This window comes from Lactonifactor longoviformis, assembly GCF_042848515.1.
Classification (GTDB): Bacteria; Bacillota; Clostridia; order Lachnospirales; family Lachnospiraceae; genus Lactonifactor; species Lactonifactor longoviformis.
This window is the reverse complement of record NZ_AP031453.1, coordinates 4,740,483-4,756,599: the sequence shown is the minus strand read 5'-3', so window position 1 is coordinate 4,756,599 and position 16,117 is coordinate 4,740,483. Positions and strand designations below refer to the sequence as shown.

The following is a 16,117-nucleotide window of genomic DNA, read 5'->3' as shown; positions in this document are numbered from 1 at the left end:
GGGATATTCCGCCGGCTGTTTTCATACCATTATGCAAGAGATTGTTTGTTTTTTTCGTCCTGATAAGTATAGTCCCCCGAGGCATTGGCCTCCACTTTTTTAATGCTTTCATTGAGGGACAGCATTTTGGCATCCAGCTGTGCAACGATCTTAGCGCATTCCTTCAGCTCTTCGCTGATAAAATCCGGGGCGTTTCCTTCGAATTTGTAGTAGATCTTATGCTCTAAACTGGCCCAGAAGTCCTGGGCAACTGTGCGGATCTGAATCTCTACCTTTGTGTCCACAACACTGTCAGATAAAAAGATTGGGACTGTAACAAGCATGTGGTAGCTTTGATAACCGCTTTCCTTTGGATGCTTCATGTAGTCTTTTAAAGCCAGAATCTTTAGATCACTTTGCTTGGCAATCATATCTGCAATACGGTAGATGTCCGAGGTAAAGGAGCAGGTAATACGGATACCGGCAATGTCGTTTACGTATTTTACCATATTTTCTATACTGGACTCATAGCCGTTTTTTTTCAGCTTTTTTACAATACTCTCCGGTTTTTTAATCCGGGATTTTACGTGTTCTATAGGGTTGTACCGATGGATATGCTGGAATTCGTCATTCAGAATATCAATCTTTGTGCCTATCTCTTTCAGGGCTGCGTTGTATAAAAACATCAGGGTCTCCCAGCTGTCCACATCTTCAAAGTTGCGGATGGGAAGAGTCTTACTTTGCATGGGCCTCACATCCTCTTTAGTTTCATCGTCCATTCTCACGCTCTCCTGCCCTGGAAAATATCACCAGCACGGTAATGCGTTAAAGAATGGCTTTTTCCTATTATACCATAGACCGGGTGACTTTGGCAAAATATTAACAAAAATTAATAGAATGTTTAGGATTCTATTCCCTTTCTGGCGGGGAGTCCCTGGTCGAAGGGATGCTTAATTTTTTTGATCTCAGAGACATAGTCTGCCGCGTCTATCAGCGCCTGGCTGGGTCCTTGCCCTGTAAGAATAACCTCCAGTTTTTCCGGCTTGTGTTTCAGAAAATCCAGAAGTAGTTCCTCATGAAAAAGTCCGGCGCGGATGGTATAGATTAACTCGTCCAGGAAAAGCACATCATAATCCTCTTCCCGTGCCTTTTGGGTGATCTTACGAAACTGCCCTTCATAAAAGAGTGTCCGTTCCGCTTTTTCTTCCTCGGACATCTGAAAACTGAATTTTTCCTGCTCCAGACCTTCCATCAGGGTAATATTGGGAACCTCTTTCAGAACACTGCGTTCGCTGGTTTTATTGTTTTTCATAAACTGGTACAGAAGCACACGGTATCCGTATCCGGCCGCCCTGACGCAGAGTCCCATTCCGGTTGTGGTCTTCCCTTTTCCGTCTCCGCAGTAAATGTGAACATATCCAATATCTTTTTTCATATCTGTGTCATCCCCCATTCTAAAAACACTGTTTGCTATACTTCCAGTTTCATATCTCCGGGCTTAATCCATCCGGCTTTTCTCATGGAACGGGAAACCCCATAGGCGAGAAGGCCGGGCAGGACAAAGTGTATGAGAAGGATCTTGACCAGAACTACGGTGGCTCCCTCCTGGGGCACCATTACCTGCCAGGTCATAATCTGTCCTACAAGACCTGCCGTACCCATTCCGGAGCCGGTTGCATTGCTTGTCATCTTAAATAGCATGGTACCTACAGGACCCAGAATGGCACTGGATACAATCGCCGGCAGCCAGATGACCGGCTTACGCACAATATTGGGAACCTGAAGCATAGAGGTTCCGATTCCCTGTGCAATAAGGCCTGAGATTCCATTTTCCTGAAAGCTTGCCACGGCAAAACCAATCATATTACAGCAGCAGCCAATGGTGGCGGCTCCGGCGGCAAGGCCAGAAAGATTGAGGATAACCCCAAGAGCAGCGGAGCTGATTGGCAGGGTCAAAATCATACCCATCAGCACAGATACTATAATGCCCATGAGCAGAGGCTGCTGTTCTGTACCCCAGTTTATCAGGGCGCCCAGCTTTGTCATCATAGCACTGATGGGGGGGCCTACCAAAAGTCCTACTGCAGATCCGGATACAATAGAAATCAGAGGTGTAACCAGAATATCCACCTTTGTGCGGCCGGATACGATGTGTCCCAGCTCAATGGCTACATAGGCGGCGACAAATGCCCCCAGGGGCTCCCCGGGGCCGGCCAGAACCACAGAACCGTCAGCGGCAAATACAGCCCCGGACAGGATCTTTCCGGCAAATCCGCCCACCATACCTGCAGTAGCCGCGGAGAGTACCACCAAGGGACTCTCCTTGAAACGGCAGGCTACGCCCACGCCAATGCCGGCGCTGGTCATGGCAGCTGCCATCTTTCCAAACTGATACAGGACAGAACCTATATTTCCGCCTATCAGATTTCCCAGCTGCTGAACGATTGTGCCGATTATCAGAGTGGCAAAGAGGCCTGATGCCATACCGCTTAACCCATCTATAAAGATCCGGTTAAAGATTTTCTTAAACATGAATAGTTCTCCTATCTCACCTCGTATTAAGTCTTAAGGAAGTCTTCTAAACACCTTATAATTTCAGGTTTTTAAATAAAGACCCCAGATTTGTGGTAACTTCTTCCGATTTGGGAAGTTCAAAGGTTTCCTCTTCAATTTCTTTTGCGGCTACATCGTTCAGCGCTTTCATGCTGAGACTCAGCTTGCCGTCTTTAATGGCAATTACTTTCACCTTTACCTGATCTCCCACGCTGAGGCATTCAGAGGGGGTCTTAATCCTTTTCTCGCTGATTTGTGATATATGCACCAGGCCGGACAGTCCATTCCCAAGGTTGACAAAAGCGCCGTAGGGCTGAATGCTTTCCACCACACCTTCTGTCACCAGACCTACTGCCACATTAGAGATTCTGGCCTTTCTTTCCTCTTCAGCCTTCTCGCGGAGTATCTCTCTGGCAGAAAGGATCAGACGGTTCTTTTCCTTGTCAAGGTCAAATACTCGTACCTGGATGGGCTTGTTCAGATAGTCTTCCAGATTCTCCACATAACTCAGGGAAAGCTTGGAAGCCGGGATAAATCCTCTCACATCTTCCACGTAGGCGATAACTCCTGCATTTACAACGCCTTTCACAGTTACATCAAGTATGGTTTTGCTGTCTTTGAGCTCCTGAAGCTTCTGCCATGCCAGAGTATCGTTGGCTTCTACTCGGGATAAGAGAATATTGCCGCGTCCGTCGTCTGTCTTGACTACTGTGGCGGACACTTCATCCCCTACGGAAACGTGCTCTTTTACAGAATATCCAGGCATACGGCTGAAGTCTTCATTTTTAATAATTCCCTCTGCGTAATAGCGGAGGTCGAGAGTGACCTCTGTGTCACTGATGGAGATAACCGTGCCGGTAATGATATCCCCCTCTTCAATTTTTTTAAAAGAGGCTTCTAACTCCTGGGTGTAATCCTCCATAGATTCCTGGTTTTGGGGTGCAGTCATTTCTTCCGGTGTTTTCATTTCTTCAGACATAGTGTTCCTCCTTATTTTATGCTGACGCTTTTCTGATAATTATATCATAATGTGGGGAAAGTATAAAATATAATTTACAATTTCCCCGTAGCTTTTGGAGAATGAATATGTTACTATAAGTCAAAACAGGATGACTGTTGCGAATTTGCACTAAAAATAGGAGATAATTAGAATGATAAAACAGCGGAGAATTTATGTGATTGGACATAAGAATCCGGATACGGACTCTATCTGCTCAGCGATTGCCTATGCAGACATTAAAAACCGTACAGACAATAAATCAAGATATGTTGCCAAGAGGGCAGGGCAGCTCAACGAGGAGACCGAATATATTTTAAAACGTTTCCATGTAGAGACCCCAGGATATATAGCGGATGTAGGGACTCAGGTAAAGGATATGGAGATACGGGAAACTCCCGGAGTAGATAAAAATATTTCCATCAAAGACGCCTGGGAGATTATGAAAGAGAATAATGCAGTGACTCTTCCTATTACAAAGGAGGACGGCAGGCTGGAGGGCCTGATAACTACAGGGGACATTGCGAAGTCCTATATGGATGCTCACGACAATTTCTTTTTATCCCGTGCCAGAACGAAGTATCAGAGCATTGCCAAAACCGTGGAGGGGGAAATAATTGTTGGAAATGAGCATGCCTGTTTTACCAGGGGACGTGTCTTTGTGGGGGCTGCCTATCCGGATAAGATGGGCACGTATCTGGAGGAAAATGACCTTGTGATTCTGGGAGATCGCAGAGAGGATCAGCTGTGCGCCCTGCAGCATAATGTGAGCTGTATGATTATCTGCGTGGGAGGGGAGGCCGATGAGGACATCCGAAAAAGCGCGGAAGAGAAGCAGATTGTAATTATAAAGACACCTTTGGATACCTTCACAGTGGCAAGGCTGATCAACCAGAGCATTCCTCTGCGCTCCCTTATGAAGACGGAGAATCTGATCACCTTTCAGACAGATGACTTTACAGATAATATAAAAGAGGTTATGGCTACCAACCGGCACAGAGCTTTCCCTGTGATCAATAAGCACGGTAAGTATGTGGGTACGGTTTCCCGCAGAAACCTGCTGGGCATGAAGAAAAAGCAGTTGATCCTTGTAGACCATAATGAAAAGTCCCAGGCGGTAGATAATGTGGAAGCAGCCGACATACTGGAGATTGTAGATCATCACAGACTGGGAAGCCTTGAGACAATACAGCCGATTTTTTTCAGGAATCAGCCTGTGGGCTGCACGGCAACTATTATGTATCAGATATACTCGGAGAAAGCCCTGGAGATTACCCCTTCCATTGCCGGACTTCTCTGTGCCGCCATCATATCAGATACGCTGATGTTCCGTTCCCCTACCTGTACGTTTGCAGACAAGATGGCGGCGGGAGCACTGGCACAGATTGCCGGGATAGATATTGAGAAATTTGCCGCTGAGATGTTTCAGGCGGGAAGCAATCTGACAGGGAAATCACCGGAGGAAATATTTTACCAGGATTTTAAAAAGTTTATTGTGGAAGAGGACGCGTTTGGCGTAGGGCAGATTAGTTCCATGAGTACAGAGGAGCTCCAGGAAGTAAAAGCCCGGATGATCCCATTTATGAAAAATGAATGCGGCAAAAACGGCATTTCCATGGTGTTTTTTATGCTTACGGATATTATGGGGGAATCCTCTGAACTTCTCTGCTACGGAGAGAATAGTAATAAATTGATAGAGGAAGCTTTTCCGGGGGCGGCATGCACCAGAGACGGTTCTTACCTGCTCACTGGGGTCGTATCCAGAAAGAAACAGCTGATTCCGTCTTTTATGAGCACAATTCAGCAGAATGGTTAATCGGGAAGGGGGAGAGTTAAGATGGGAAAAACCGAGTGGAAGCCGGGGAATATGCTGTATCCCCTTCCGGCAGTGATGGTCTCTGTGACGGACGGTGAGGGCAGAGATAATATTATAACCATTGCCTGGGCAGGCACCATTTGTACGAATCCGCCCATGGTTTCGATCTCTGTCCGGCCGGATAGGTATTCCTATGATTTGATACGGAAGACGGGGGAATTCGTTATTAATCTGACAACAGAGAAGCTGGCCTGGGCGACAGACTACTGTGGAGTCCGTTCCGGGAGAGATGTGGACAAATTTGGGGATCTGCACCTGACAAAGGAGCCGGCGGCACACGTAAGGGCGCCAATGATCGGGGAATCCCCCGTATCCATTGAATGCAGAGTGGAGGATGAGATGGCGTACGGAAGCCATACACTATTTACGGCGAGGGTTTTGGCGGTACATGTGGATGAATCCTATATGAACGAGAAGGGCAAGTTTGATCTTTCCCTGTCCAGGCCCATTGTCTATTCCCACGGAGAATACTACTCGCTGGGAAAGAAGCTGGGTACGTTCGGATACAGTGTGCGGAAGAAGAAAGGTGCAAAGAAAAAACGCCGATGAAATGATTTGCGAAAAGAGGAACCCTATGGTAAAATAAATAGGATAATATGCAAAAGGATGAAAGTATGAACAATATTATTTTGATTGGTATGCCAGGCGTGGGAAAGAGCACAGTGGGTGTAATTCTGGCAAAGGTTCTGGGATACCAGTTTATAGATGCGGACTTAGTGATTCAGCAGCAGGAGAATCGTCTGCTGAGGGAGATAATAGAGGAAGAAGGAGAAGCGGGATTTCTTAACATAGAGAACCGGGTAAACGCATCTTTGCAGGCTGAGCGGGCTGTCATTGCCACAGGAGGCAGTGTCGTTTACTGCCGGGAAGCCATGAGGCACTTAAAGGAGATAGGCACAGTTATCTATCTGGAACTGGCCTTCGGCGCCCTGAAAAACAGGTTGGGGAACCTGAAAGGGCGGGGTGTGGTCCTGAAAGAGGGACAAGACTTAAGGGGATTATATGACGAGCGGGTGCCGCTCTATGAAAAATATGCAGATTTAACGATTAATGAGAAAAATTTGGATGTAGAGGGTACTTTGCAGAAAATTTTGGAAAAAATCGATAAATAGCAGAAAAGTGTGAAGATAATATGAACAAATCTTCAAGAAATCTTTAATTTTTATTTACAAATGTTTAAGACTGTTATAATATGATAAGTAATCACGGTAGAATATGGAGTGTAAGAAACTTATTGCCACCGTGTTAATACATAGATAATAACAGACAGATACGTTAAAAATAAAAAGACAGAGTTATACTTCTTGAGGTTGTTCATAACTGGGAGTATAAGTAAAAATATATCGAGGTGCTAATATATGGAACAATATGTGATCAAGGGCGGTAATCCACTGGTGGGTGAGGTTGAGATCGGTGGAGCAAAGAATGCGGCATTGGCAATACTTGCTGCGGCAATTATGACAGATGAGACAGTTTGCGTTGAGAATTTACCGGATGTACGTGACATACATGTATTGCTAGAGGCGATAGAACAGATTGGCGCCAGGGTAGAGAAAATAAGCCCAAGCGTTGTGAAGATCAATGGTTCCACAATCGGTGATGTGAGCGTGGAATATGAGTTTATCAAGAAGATCCGCGCTTCCTATTATTTACTGGGAGCTTTATTAGGGAAATATAAGAATGCGGAGGTACCTCTGCCCGGCGGGTGCAATATCGGCAGCAGGCCGATCGATCAGCATCTCAAAGGATTTCGTGCAATGGGTGCATCTGTTGACATCATGCACGGAGCAATTGTGGCCAGAGCGGAAGAGCTGCACGGCAGCCATATCTTTTTGGATATGGTCTCTGTTGGTGCGACCATTAACATTATGATGGCTGCTTCTATGGCTGTGGGAAACACCATTATTGAGAATGCTGCAAGGGAGCCCCATGTGGTTGATGTGGCCAATTTCCTGAACAGCATGGGAGCTAATATCAAGGGAGCAGGTACGGATGTGATCCGCATCAAGGGTGTGGATAAGCTTCACAGCACCAATTATTCTATTATACCCGATCAGATAGAAGCCGGGACCTTTATGTTTGCGGCAGCGGCCACCAAAGGGGATATTATGGTTAAGAATGTAATCCCTAAGCATCTGGAGGCTACCACTGCAAAGCTGGTGGAAATCGGATGTGAGGTAGAGGAATTTGACGATGCGGTAAGAGTTGTGGCGTCTAAACGTCTGAGACGTACCCACGTGAAAACACTTCCCTATCCCGGATATCCCACGGATATGCAGCCGCAGATTGCTGTTGCCCTTTCTCTGGCGGAGGGTACAAGCATAGTGACAGAGAGTATTTTTGAGAATCGTTTTAAATATGCAGACGAGCTTTCCCGCATGGGGGCTGATGTTAAGGTGGAAGGAAACAGTGCCATAATTGACGGGGTGAACAAGCTCACAGGGGCAAGAGTCAGTGCTCCGGATCTTCGTGCAGGTGCAGCTCTGGTGATCGCTGGGCTGGCTGCGGAAGGCGTTACAATTGTGGATGATATCGTATATATTCAGCGCGGTTACGAGCATTTTGAGGAAAAATTAAGGAATCTGGGTGCTGAGATTGAGAAGGTCGCCGATGAGAAAGAGATCCAGAAGTTTAAATTAAGGGTGGGATAATTTTCTACTTGACGGCTGATAAAAAAAGAGCTATTGTATATGTGGTTAACAATTTAATAATTATATTTTCTCTTATTCAGAGTGATGGAGATACAAAGGATCTGTGAAGTCACGGCAACCCCCACAGCGGAAGGTGCCAACCTGAGCGAGTAATTCGAACAATAAGAGGGTTTCCTTATCAGACGAGATAAGAGGTCCACTGTTGTGGGCCTTTTTTATTACATAGGAAACTTCGTTCCCTATGTAATAAAAAAACCTCCGGGGGATCACACTGCGGCGGATAGGAAGATGCTGTCTGTGACAGCCCGCCGCAGGCGGAGATTGCGCTTCCGTGCAATCTTTCTTACTTTATCATATAAGGCAACGAAAACAGTACTTCGGTGAAAGCGGACCAAGTGAGAAAATATAAGACAAGAACAAAGGAGATGCTGTATGGAAAAATTATTATTTACTTCCGAATCTGTAACTGAAGGCCATCCGGATAAGATGTGCGACCAAATCTCAGACGCCATTCTGGATGCACTGCTTGCCCAGGATCCCATGAGTCGGGTAGCCTGTGAGACGTGCACAACAACGGGGCTGGTAATGGTGATGGGAGAGATTACCACTAAGGCGTATGTAGATATACAGAAAATTGTGCGGGATACCGTACGTGAGATCGGGTATACCAGAGGAAAATATGGATTCGACGCGGATACCTGCGGTGTGGTTACGGCCATTGACGAACAGTCTACAGACATTGCTATGGGGGTAGACAAGGCTCTGGAGGCAAAAGAAAATACAATGTCTGAGGCAGAAATTGATGCCATCGGTGCCGGAGATCAGGGGATGATGTTCGGATATGCCAGTGATGAGACTGAGGAATATATGCCATATCCTATTGCGCTGGCCCATAAATTGGCGCTTCAGCTGACAAAGGTGAGAAAAGACGGCACGCTCACGTACTTAAGGCCGGACGGTAAAACCCAGGTGACAGTGGAATATGACAAAGACGGTGTTCCCAGCCGGCTGGACGCTGTGGTATTGTCCACCCAGCATGATCCGGACGTCACTCAGGAACAGATCCACGAAGATATCAAGAAATACGTATTTGCCCCCATTATTCCGGAAAACATGGTGGATGAAAACACGAAGTTCTTTATCAATCCAACAGGAAGATTCGTCATCGGGGGGCCTCACGGAGACAGCGGATTAACGGGACGTAAGATTATTGTAGACACTTACGGCGGATATGCACGTCACGGCGGCGGCGCATTTTCCGGGAAAGACTGTACCAAGGTGGATCGCTCTGCGGCTTATGCAGCCCGCTACGTGGCCAAAAATATTGTAGCTGCCGGTCTGGCAAAAAAATGTGAGATTCAGCTGTCCTATGCCATAGGGGTTGCCCATCCCACTTCTGTAATGGTAGATACCTTTGGAACCGGGAAACTGGAGGATACAAAACTGGTAGAAATTATCCGTGAAAATTTTGATCTCCGTCCTGCAGGAATTATCAAAATGCTGGATCTTCGGAGACCTATCTACAAACAGACAGCAGCATACGGACATTTCGGAAGAAACGATTTGGATCTTCCGTGGGAAAAACTGGATAAGACAGAGGTTTTGAAGAAATACTTATAGTTAAAAGGGGACAGGGCTGAGTGAATTAGGGACAGGCCGGTCTGATTTTGGGACGTGTTCTTTTTAGAAAGAACACGTCCCCCTTTTTGGCTTTTTTAATAGAAAGTTTAGATTTGGAGGACTTTGTTTAGATGAAAACCCTCTATGAATGTGCTATACTTATACAATAAAGTGAGCTTTTAGGCTCTTTAGAGAGGATAAAATCATGAAACTAAAAACACGGATTATTATTTCTTTTTTTGTGATTATTTTAGTTCCTCTGGTATTCACCGGGGCCTGTCTGTATGGGTTCAGCCATTATATGCTTAAGAACATTGAGAAGCAATATGGTATTGAGAATCCCACATATGAGAATTTATCTAACTCTCTGCAGATGCTGAGCAGTATGACAAAGAAAACTTTTGACTCCCTGCAGCAGCAGGCGAAGAATCAACCGGATTCTTTTGAGGATGTGCAGTATCTGGATTCTATCAATACAGAGCTGTCAACGAAATACTCTTTTCTTATTGTCCGGATGGATGGCAATATTATTTATTGCGGAGCCAAAGGGGATCAGTCGGAACTTCTGGAGAGTCTCCCTAAATCTGGTGATTTCCGGGCTGGATCGGACAGTGGGATTTACCTGGGGAGTACACTGCAGGCACTGGTGAAGCAGGTTGACTTTACCCTGGACAACGGGGATGACGGGAGTGCCTTTATTGTGACCAGTGCAGTTGAGACGATTCCTCAGGTGCAGTCTCTGATGAAGAATATGCTGGGAGTGGTGGTTCTGATTCTGTTTATTACCAGTCTCGGACTTACACTGTGGATATACCAGGGAGTGATCACTCCCCTGAATAAATTAAAGGTGGCTACACAGAATATCAAAGAAGGGAATCTGGACTTTACCATTGAAGGGGAAGGCGTGGATGAGATAAGCGACCTGTGCAGTGACTTTGAGGAGATGAGGCAGCGGCTGAAGGAATCCGCGGAGGAAAAGGTACAGTTTGACAAGGACAATAAAGAACTGATCAGCAATATCTCCCATGATTTGAAGACTCCTATCACTGCCATTAAGGGATATGTGGAGGGAATTATGGATGGGGTTGCGGATACCCCGGAGAAGATGAACAAGTATATCAGGACAATCTACAGCAAGGCCAATGATATGGACAGGCTGATCAATGAACTGACTTTTTATTCTAAGATTGACACCAACCGCATTCCCTATACGTTCAGCAAGATCCATGTGACAGATTACTTTGATGACTGTGCGGAGGAGCTGGGACTGGAGCTGGAATCCAAGGGAGTTGAACTGGGATATTACAATTATGTGGATCAGGATGTGGTAGTGATTGCTGATGCAGAGCAGATGAAGCGGGTAATTAATAATGTCGTAGGGAATTCTCTTAAATATATGAATAAGTCTAAGGGATTCATCAACCTTCGGGTGAAAGATGTCGGCGATTTCATTCAGGTTGAGATCGAGGATAACGGCAAAGGAATCGCAGCAAAGGATTTGTCCAATATTTTTGATCGGTTTTACCGGACAGATGCTTCCAGAAATTCATCAAAAGGAGGAAGCGGTATTGGTCTTTCTATTGTTAAGAAGATCATTGAGGACCACGGAGGTAAAGTGTGGGCAACAAGCAAGGAAAATATTGGGACAGTGATGTACTTTGTCCTTAGAAAATATCAGGAGGTACCAGTGAATGAGTAAGATATTGATAATCGAAGATGAAGAGGCAATTGCGGATCTGGAGAAGGATTACCTGGAACTCAGCGGCTTCCAGGTGGAAATCGAGCACAGGGGAGATGTGGGACTGAAAAAATCCCTGGAGGGAGATTATGATCTGTTTATACTGGATCTAATGCTTCCCGAGCTGGATGGATTTGAGATCTGCAGGGAGATCCGGGCACAGAAAAATACGCCTATTATTATGGTCTCCGCTAAAAAAGATGATATCGATAAGATCAGGGGCCTTGGACTTGGAGCGGATGACTATATGACAAAACCTTTCAGCCCCAGCGAGCTGGTAGCCAGAGTAAAAGCCCACCTTGCCAGGTATGAAAGGCTGATTGGAACAGGGGTCCAGGAAAACGACATTATTGAGATACGGGGTCTAAAGATTGATAAGACAGCCAGAAGAGTCTGGGTAAATGGAGAAGAAAAGAACTTTACTACCAAGGAGTTTGATCTGCTTACCTTTCTGGCACAGAATCCCAACCGGGTATTTACGAAGGATGAACTTTTTAAAGAGATATGGGACATGGAGTCTATCGGAGATATTGCTACCGTAACGGTGCACATCAAGAAAATTCGTGAGAAGATTGAGTATAATACAGCCAAGCCTCAGTATATTGAAACCATCTGGGGCGTAGGCTACCGATTTAAGGTATAAGAGAACTGGAAGCATAGCATATGAAAAGATTAGACGGATTACTGAACGCATACAGTACTAAGGATTACTACCCGTTTCACATGCCCGGCCATAAGAGGCGCGCAGGGAAGGGGACTTTTAGTAGTCCTTTTTCTATCGACATCACGGAGATTGAAGGATTTGACAATCTCCATCACCCTGAGGGAATCTTAAAGGATGCCCAGGAACGGGCGGCGTGTCTCTATGGAGCAGAGAAAACCTATTACTGCGTAAATGGAAGTTCTGGCGGGATTCTGAGTGGGATCTCCGCCTGTACTACCCCGGGAGGAACCCTTCTTATGGCCCGCAACAGCCACAAATCCGTGTACCATGCCGCTTATCTGCGGGGACTCCAAACGGTCTACCTGGACTCGGAGCCGGAACACCGATACGGATTGAATGGGGGGATTACCTGCCGGGAGGTAGAGGAGAAGCTGGCGGCCAATCCCGGGACTCAGGCTGTGATCCTTACCTCACCTACGTATGACGGAGTAGTATCTGATATTCGGGGGATCAGTGAGATTGTCCACAGATACAAAATACCGCTTCTGGTAGATGAGGCGCATGGGGCACACCTGGGATTTCATCCCTACTTTCCGGAACCGGCCCTGGCCTGCGGGGCAGATTTGACGGTACAGAGCCTGCACAAGACCATGCCCTGTCTTACTCAGACTGCACTGGTACATTTGGGAAGCCAAAGAGTCCCCAGGGAAGCGTTGGAACGGTTTCTGGGAATTTATCAGACCAGCAGTCCTTCCTATGTATTGATGGCAAGCATAGAGTATGGACTGGGCCTGGTAACAGATGATGGAGAGCGGCTGTTTGAAGAGTATGCGGGGCTTTTGAAAGTACACCGGAAGCGTCTGGAACCTTTGGAAAATTTGAAGCTGGTTCCTCGCAGTCTTGAGGGGACACACGGAATTTATGCCATGGACCCTTCAAAGCTTCTAATATCTACCAAAGGCTGCCGCTTGACGGGAGCGCAATTATATTCTATTTTATTAGATAAGTATCATCTGCCTATGGAGATGGCTGCCAGGGATTATGTGCTGGGAATGACAAGCATTATGGATACTGCTCTGGGTTATGAGCGGTTATCCACAGCATTGGAGGAAATTGATCAAAATGTGGATAAGGCGGATGATTCTGAACATGGATGTGGATACTGCGGGTACTGGAATTACGGAGAGCAGAGGCTGACCATTGCGGATGCCCTGGAACGGGATAGGAAACCGGTAGTATTATGGGAGAGTCCTGGAAGAATTTCAGGGGAATACCTGTACTTGTACCCTCCCGGCATACCGCTGCTGGTTCCCGGGGAGATGATTACAGAGAGACTGATAGATGAGGTGCGGGAGTATCAGAATATGGGGCTTGATCTCCAGGGGCCCGCTGATTATACAAACCAGAGGATACAAGTGGTTTGCCAGTAGAGTTACAGATATCTAAGAGGATGGCAGGGAGCAGAGATGGGAAAGATTTTTTACATTATGGGAAAGAGTTCCTCAGGGAAGGATACAATATATGAAAGGCTGCTGGAGGATGAGGTGCTTAGGCTAAGGCCTATTGTATTGTATACCACAAGACCGATCCGCATGGGGGAGCAGGAGGGAAGAGAATATCACTTTGTGACACCGGAGAGGCTGGAGGAGTGGAAGAGAGAAGGTAAGATTATTGAGCTTAGGGATTACCGGACAGTCCATGGGATCTGGAGTTATTTTACCGCAGATGACGGGCAGGTTGATTTGGACAGCAGCAGCTATCTGGGGATAGGTACTCTGGAGTCCTATAATAGGATGAGAGAGTATTTCGGAGAAGGGGTTATGTGTCCCATTTATATAGAAGTAGAGGATGGAGAGCGCCTGAAAAGGGCTATAAAGCGGGAAGAAAAGCAGGAGGAACCCAGGTACGGGGAACTCTGCAGGCGCTTTCTGGCAGATGCGGAGGACTTTTCTGAGGAGAATATCCAGAAAGCAGGTATTGGAAAAAGATTCCGCAATGAGGTATTAGAGGACTGCCTGGAGGAAATCAGAGAGTATTTGTATGAATTGCGGTGAGTTGTGAGATTAAGTCTGTATATTGAAAACAATTTATGCTATAATGGCTACAACGGACATACAGCGTCCGGGATCCAAAAGGATTTAAACTGCGAAGGATAGAGGTGAGTTATATGCAAGGGTTTGAAGAGGTTTTAGGGCACGAAGAGATTATCCGGCATTTACAGAATGCGGTGGCTATGAATAAGGTATCTCATTCTTACATTTTTGCCGGGGAGACAGGATCCGGGAAAAAGCTTCTGGCTAATTTATTTGCCATGACATTACAGTGTGAAAAGAGAGGAATAGAGCCTTGTCTGGAATGCGCTTCCTGTAAGAAGGCACTCAGCAAAAATCAGCCTGACATCATTAATGTAACTCACGAGAAGCCGAATACAATTAGTATAGAAGATATACGTGAACAGGTAATCGGGGATATTCAGATTAAGCCGTATGCCAGTCCCTATAAGATATACATTATTAATGATGCGGAAAAGCTGACGGCTCAGGCACAGAATGCTCTTCTTAAAACAATAGAAGAGCCGCCGTCCTATGGGGTGGTAATGCTGCTGGTGAATAATGTCAGTGCTCTCCTGCCAACTATTTTGTCCCGCTGTGTTGTGCTTAATCTCAAGGCGGTAGGGGATAATCTTATTAAGACTTACCTAATGGAACGGCTTCATATTCCGGATTATCAGGCGGATATGTGTGTTTCTTTTGCCCAGGGGAATGTGGGAAAGGCAGAGCAGATTGCCTCCTCGGAGGAGTTCAATGAGATGACAGAGTCTGCCCTTAAGATTCTCAGGCATGCGGAAGAGATGGAGCTCAATGATCTGATTGACACCATTAAGTCTCTTACCCAAGAAAAGAATACGATCTATGAATATCTGGATTTGTTTTTGCTGTGGTTTAGGGATGTACTTTTATTTAAAGCTACCCGGGAGGTAGACAGCCTGGTGTTCCGCCAGGAGATTAATTATATTAAGGAACGGGCCAGAAAAAGTTCTTATGAAGGTCTTGAGACAATTATCAATGCCGTTGAGACTGCTAAGGTGCGGCTGAATGCCAATGTAAACTTTGAACTGGTTATGGAGCTGCTGTTCCTTACCATCAGGGAGAATTAAACATGACAAGAGTAATAGGAGTTCGTTTTCGGAATGTGGGGAAGATATATTATTTTGACCCCAAAGGATTTGACATAAAAGCGGGAGACCATGTAATTGTGGAGACCGCGAGAGGTGTAGAGTACGGTTCGGTCGTGCTTTCTCCCAGAGATGTGGAGGACAGCAAAGTAATCCAGCCTCTGAAGGAAGTGATCCGTGTGGCTACCCAAAAGGATACGGAGAAAGAGGAGAAGAACAGAAAAAAAGAGAAGGAAGCTTACCAGATTTGTCTGAAAAAGATTCAGGCACATAACCTGGAGATGAAGCTGATAGATGTAGAGTATACCTTTGACAATAATAAGGTACTGTTCTATTTTACAGCGGATGGAAGGATTGACTTCAGGGAGCTGGTAAAAGATCTGGCGGCTGTCTTTAAGACAAGAATCGAGCTACGCCAGATTGGAGTCAGAGATGAGACCAAGATACTGGGGGGGATTGGGATCTGCGGCCGGGCGCTGTGCTGCCATACGTATCTCTCAGAATTTGCGCCGGTCTCCATCAAGATGGCGAAGGAACAGAATTTATCCCTGAATCCCACAAAGATATCCGGGGTATGCGGAAGACTTATGTGCTGCCTGAAAAATGAGCAGGAGACCTATGAGGAGCTGAACCGCAGACTTCCGGGCACCGGGGACACGGTAACTACACCGGAGGGACTCCGGGGCGAGGTTCAGAGTGTCAGTGTATTGCGTCAGCTGGTGAAGGTGATTGTGGATGTGAATGATGAAAAAGAGATTCGGGAGTATAAGGTTGAAGAACTGAAGTTTAAACCCAAGCATAAGAAGGTTAAGATTTCAGAGGAAGAATTAAAAGCTCTGGAAGAATTGGAAAAATAGATCAGAC

The 16,117-nt window shown here is 46.1% G+C and carries 15 protein-coding genes and 1 riboswitch; of the genes, 11 read left to right on the top strand and 4 right to left on the bottom strand.

What is annotated here, in order from left to right:
- Positions 1–29: 29 nt before the first annotated feature.
- The 4 genes from ACGHCT_RS21735 to ACGHCT_RS21720 form a co-directional block, all read right to left on the bottom strand.
- The gene (locus ACGHCT_RS21735) at positions 30–725 is read right to left on the bottom strand and encodes a GTP pyrophosphokinase family protein (protein WP_154256932.1); all 696 of its coding nucleotides are present in this window, start codon (positions 723–725) and stop codon (positions 30–32) included.
- Positions 726–880: 155 nt separating this feature from the next.
- Positions 881–1,414, bottom strand: a complete 534-nt coding sequence (locus ACGHCT_RS21730) for a cob(I)yrinic acid a,c-diamide adenosyltransferase (RefSeq protein ID WP_390437484.1) — start codon at positions 1,412–1,414, stop codon at positions 881–883.
- Positions 1,415–1,449: 35 nt separating this feature from the next.
- The gene (locus ACGHCT_RS21725; protein ID WP_256281210.1) at positions 1,450–2,511 is read right to left on the bottom strand and encodes a PTS transporter subunit IIC; all 1,062 of its coding nucleotides are present in this window, start codon (positions 2,509–2,511) and stop codon (positions 1,450–1,452) included.
- 55 nt (positions 2,512–2,566) lie between these two features.
- On the bottom strand, positions 2,567–3,511 hold the full coding sequence (locus ACGHCT_RS21720) for a 30S ribosomal protein S1 (RefSeq protein WP_154256922.1): 945 nt from the start codon (positions 3,509–3,511) through the stop codon (positions 2,567–2,569).
- A 172-nt stretch (positions 3,512–3,683) separates the two neighbouring features.
- Here ACGHCT_RS21720 and ACGHCT_RS21715 point away from each other — a divergent pair, with 172 nt between their 5' ends.
- From ACGHCT_RS21715 to ACGHCT_RS21665, 11 genes are all read left to right on the top strand, one after another.
- A complete protein-coding gene (locus ACGHCT_RS21715) occupies positions 3,684–5,345 on the top strand; it encodes a putative manganese-dependent inorganic diphosphatase (RefSeq protein WP_154256921.1) in 1,662 nt (553 codons plus the stop codon).
- A 21-nt stretch (positions 5,346–5,366) separates the two neighbouring features.
- Positions 5,367–5,954 (top strand): flavin reductase family protein, encoded by a 588-nt coding sequence (locus ACGHCT_RS21710; protein WP_226903183.1) that lies wholly within the window; start codon positions 5,367–5,369, stop codon positions 5,952–5,954.
- A 65-nt stretch (positions 5,955–6,019) separates the two neighbouring features.
- Entirely contained in the window at positions 6,020–6,517 is a 498-nt protein-coding gene (locus tag ACGHCT_RS21705; protein ID WP_173015512.1) for a shikimate kinase, read from the top strand.
- A gap of 246 nt (positions 6,518–6,763) precedes the next feature.
- A complete protein-coding gene (locus tag ACGHCT_RS21700) occupies positions 6,764–8,056 on the top strand; it encodes a UDP-N-acetylglucosamine 1-carboxyvinyltransferase (protein ID WP_154256918.1) in 1,293 nt (430 codons plus the stop codon).
- Between the two features lie 69 nt (positions 8,057–8,125).
- A riboswitch (SAM riboswitch) is annotated at positions 8,126–8,224 on the top strand.
- 264 nt (positions 8,225–8,488) lie between these two features.
- The gene (gene metK, locus ACGHCT_RS21695) at positions 8,489–9,676 is read left to right on the top strand and encodes a methionine adenosyltransferase (RefSeq protein WP_154256917.1); all 1,188 of its coding nucleotides are present in this window, start codon (positions 8,489–8,491) and stop codon (positions 9,674–9,676) included.
- A 205-nt stretch (positions 9,677–9,881) separates the two neighbouring features.
- The gene (locus ACGHCT_RS21690; RefSeq protein ID WP_154256916.1) at positions 9,882–11,375 is read left to right on the top strand and encodes a cell wall metabolism sensor histidine kinase WalK; all 1,494 of its coding nucleotides are present in this window, start codon (positions 9,882–9,884) and stop codon (positions 11,373–11,375) included.
- Positions 11,368–12,057, top strand: a complete 690-nt coding sequence (locus ACGHCT_RS21685) for a response regulator transcription factor (RefSeq protein ID WP_072854661.1) — start codon at positions 11,368–11,370, stop codon at positions 12,055–12,057. The genes ACGHCT_RS21690 and ACGHCT_RS21685 overlap by 8 nt, the downstream gene beginning before the upstream one ends.
- A gap of 20 nt (positions 12,058–12,077) precedes the next feature.
- Complete coding sequence (locus tag ACGHCT_RS21680; protein WP_390437481.1) at positions 12,078–13,508, top strand: aminotransferase class I/II-fold pyridoxal phosphate-dependent enzyme; 1,431 nt, start codon at positions 12,078–12,080, stop codon at positions 13,506–13,508.
- A gap of 36 nt (positions 13,509–13,544) precedes the next feature.
- Positions 13,545–14,132: a guanylate kinase gene (locus ACGHCT_RS21675; protein ID WP_154256914.1), complete on the top strand. Its 588-nt coding sequence runs from the start codon at positions 13,545–13,547 to the stop codon at positions 14,130–14,132.
- 113 nt (positions 14,133–14,245) lie between these two features.
- Positions 14,246–15,235 carry an ATP-binding protein gene (locus ACGHCT_RS21670; RefSeq protein WP_154256913.1) on the top strand — a complete coding sequence of 330 codons (990 nt, stop codon included), beginning with the start codon at positions 14,246–14,248 and terminating at the stop codon, positions 15,233–15,235.
- 2 nt (positions 15,236–15,237) lie between these two features.
- Complete coding sequence (locus ACGHCT_RS21665; protein WP_154256912.1) at positions 15,238–16,110, top strand: stage 0 sporulation family protein; 873 nt, start codon at positions 15,238–15,240, stop codon at positions 16,108–16,110.
- The last annotated feature ends 7 nt before the right edge of the window (positions 16,111–16,117 follow it).

What these genes read in the sequence shown, in the direction of transcription:
- ACGHCT_RS21735 (WP_154256932.1), bottom strand. Translation starts at nt 725, where the DNA reads ATGCAAAGTAAGACTCTTCCCATCCGCAACTTTGAAGATGTGGACAGC.
- ACGHCT_RS21730 (WP_390437484.1), bottom strand. Translation starts at nt 1,414, where the DNA reads ATGAAAAAAGATATTGGATATGTTCACATTTACTGCGGAGACGGAAAA.
- ACGHCT_RS21725 (WP_256281210.1), bottom strand. Translation starts at nt 2,511, where the DNA reads ATGTTTAAGAAAATCTTTAACCGGATCTTTATAGATGGGTTAAGCGGT.
- ACGHCT_RS21720 (WP_154256922.1), bottom strand. Translation starts at nt 3,511, where the DNA reads ATGTCTGAAGAAATGAAAACACCGGAAGAAATGACTGCACCCCAAAAC.
- ACGHCT_RS21715 (WP_154256921.1), top strand. Translation starts at nt 3,684, where the DNA reads ATGATAAAACAGCGGAGAATTTATGTGATTGGACATAAGAATCCGGAT.
- ACGHCT_RS21710 (WP_226903183.1), top strand. Translation starts at nt 5,367, where the DNA reads ATGGGAAAAACCGAGTGGAAGCCGGGGAATATGCTGTATCCCCTTCCG.
- ACGHCT_RS21705 (WP_173015512.1), top strand. Translation starts at nt 6,020, where the DNA reads ATGAACAATATTATTTTGATTGGTATGCCAGGCGTGGGAAAGAGCACA.
- ACGHCT_RS21700 (WP_154256918.1), top strand. Translation starts at nt 6,764, where the DNA reads ATGGAACAATATGTGATCAAGGGCGGTAATCCACTGGTGGGTGAGGTT.
- metK (WP_154256917.1), top strand. Translation starts at nt 8,489, where the DNA reads ATGGAAAAATTATTATTTACTTCCGAATCTGTAACTGAAGGCCATCCG.
- ACGHCT_RS21690 (WP_154256916.1), top strand. Translation starts at nt 9,882, where the DNA reads ATGAAACTAAAAACACGGATTATTATTTCTTTTTTTGTGATTATTTTA.
- ACGHCT_RS21685 (WP_072854661.1), top strand. Translation starts at nt 11,368, where the DNA reads ATGAGTAAGATATTGATAATCGAAGATGAAGAGGCAATTGCGGATCTG.
- ACGHCT_RS21680 (WP_390437481.1), top strand. Translation starts at nt 12,078, where the DNA reads ATGAAAAGATTAGACGGATTACTGAACGCATACAGTACTAAGGATTAC.
- ACGHCT_RS21675 (WP_154256914.1), top strand. Translation starts at nt 13,545, where the DNA reads ATGGGAAAGATTTTTTACATTATGGGAAAGAGTTCCTCAGGGAAGGAT.
- ACGHCT_RS21670 (WP_154256913.1), top strand. Translation starts at nt 14,246, where the DNA reads ATGCAAGGGTTTGAAGAGGTTTTAGGGCACGAAGAGATTATCCGGCAT.
- ACGHCT_RS21665 (WP_154256912.1), top strand. Translation starts at nt 15,238, where the DNA reads ATGACAAGAGTAATAGGAGTTCGTTTTCGGAATGTGGGGAAGATATAT.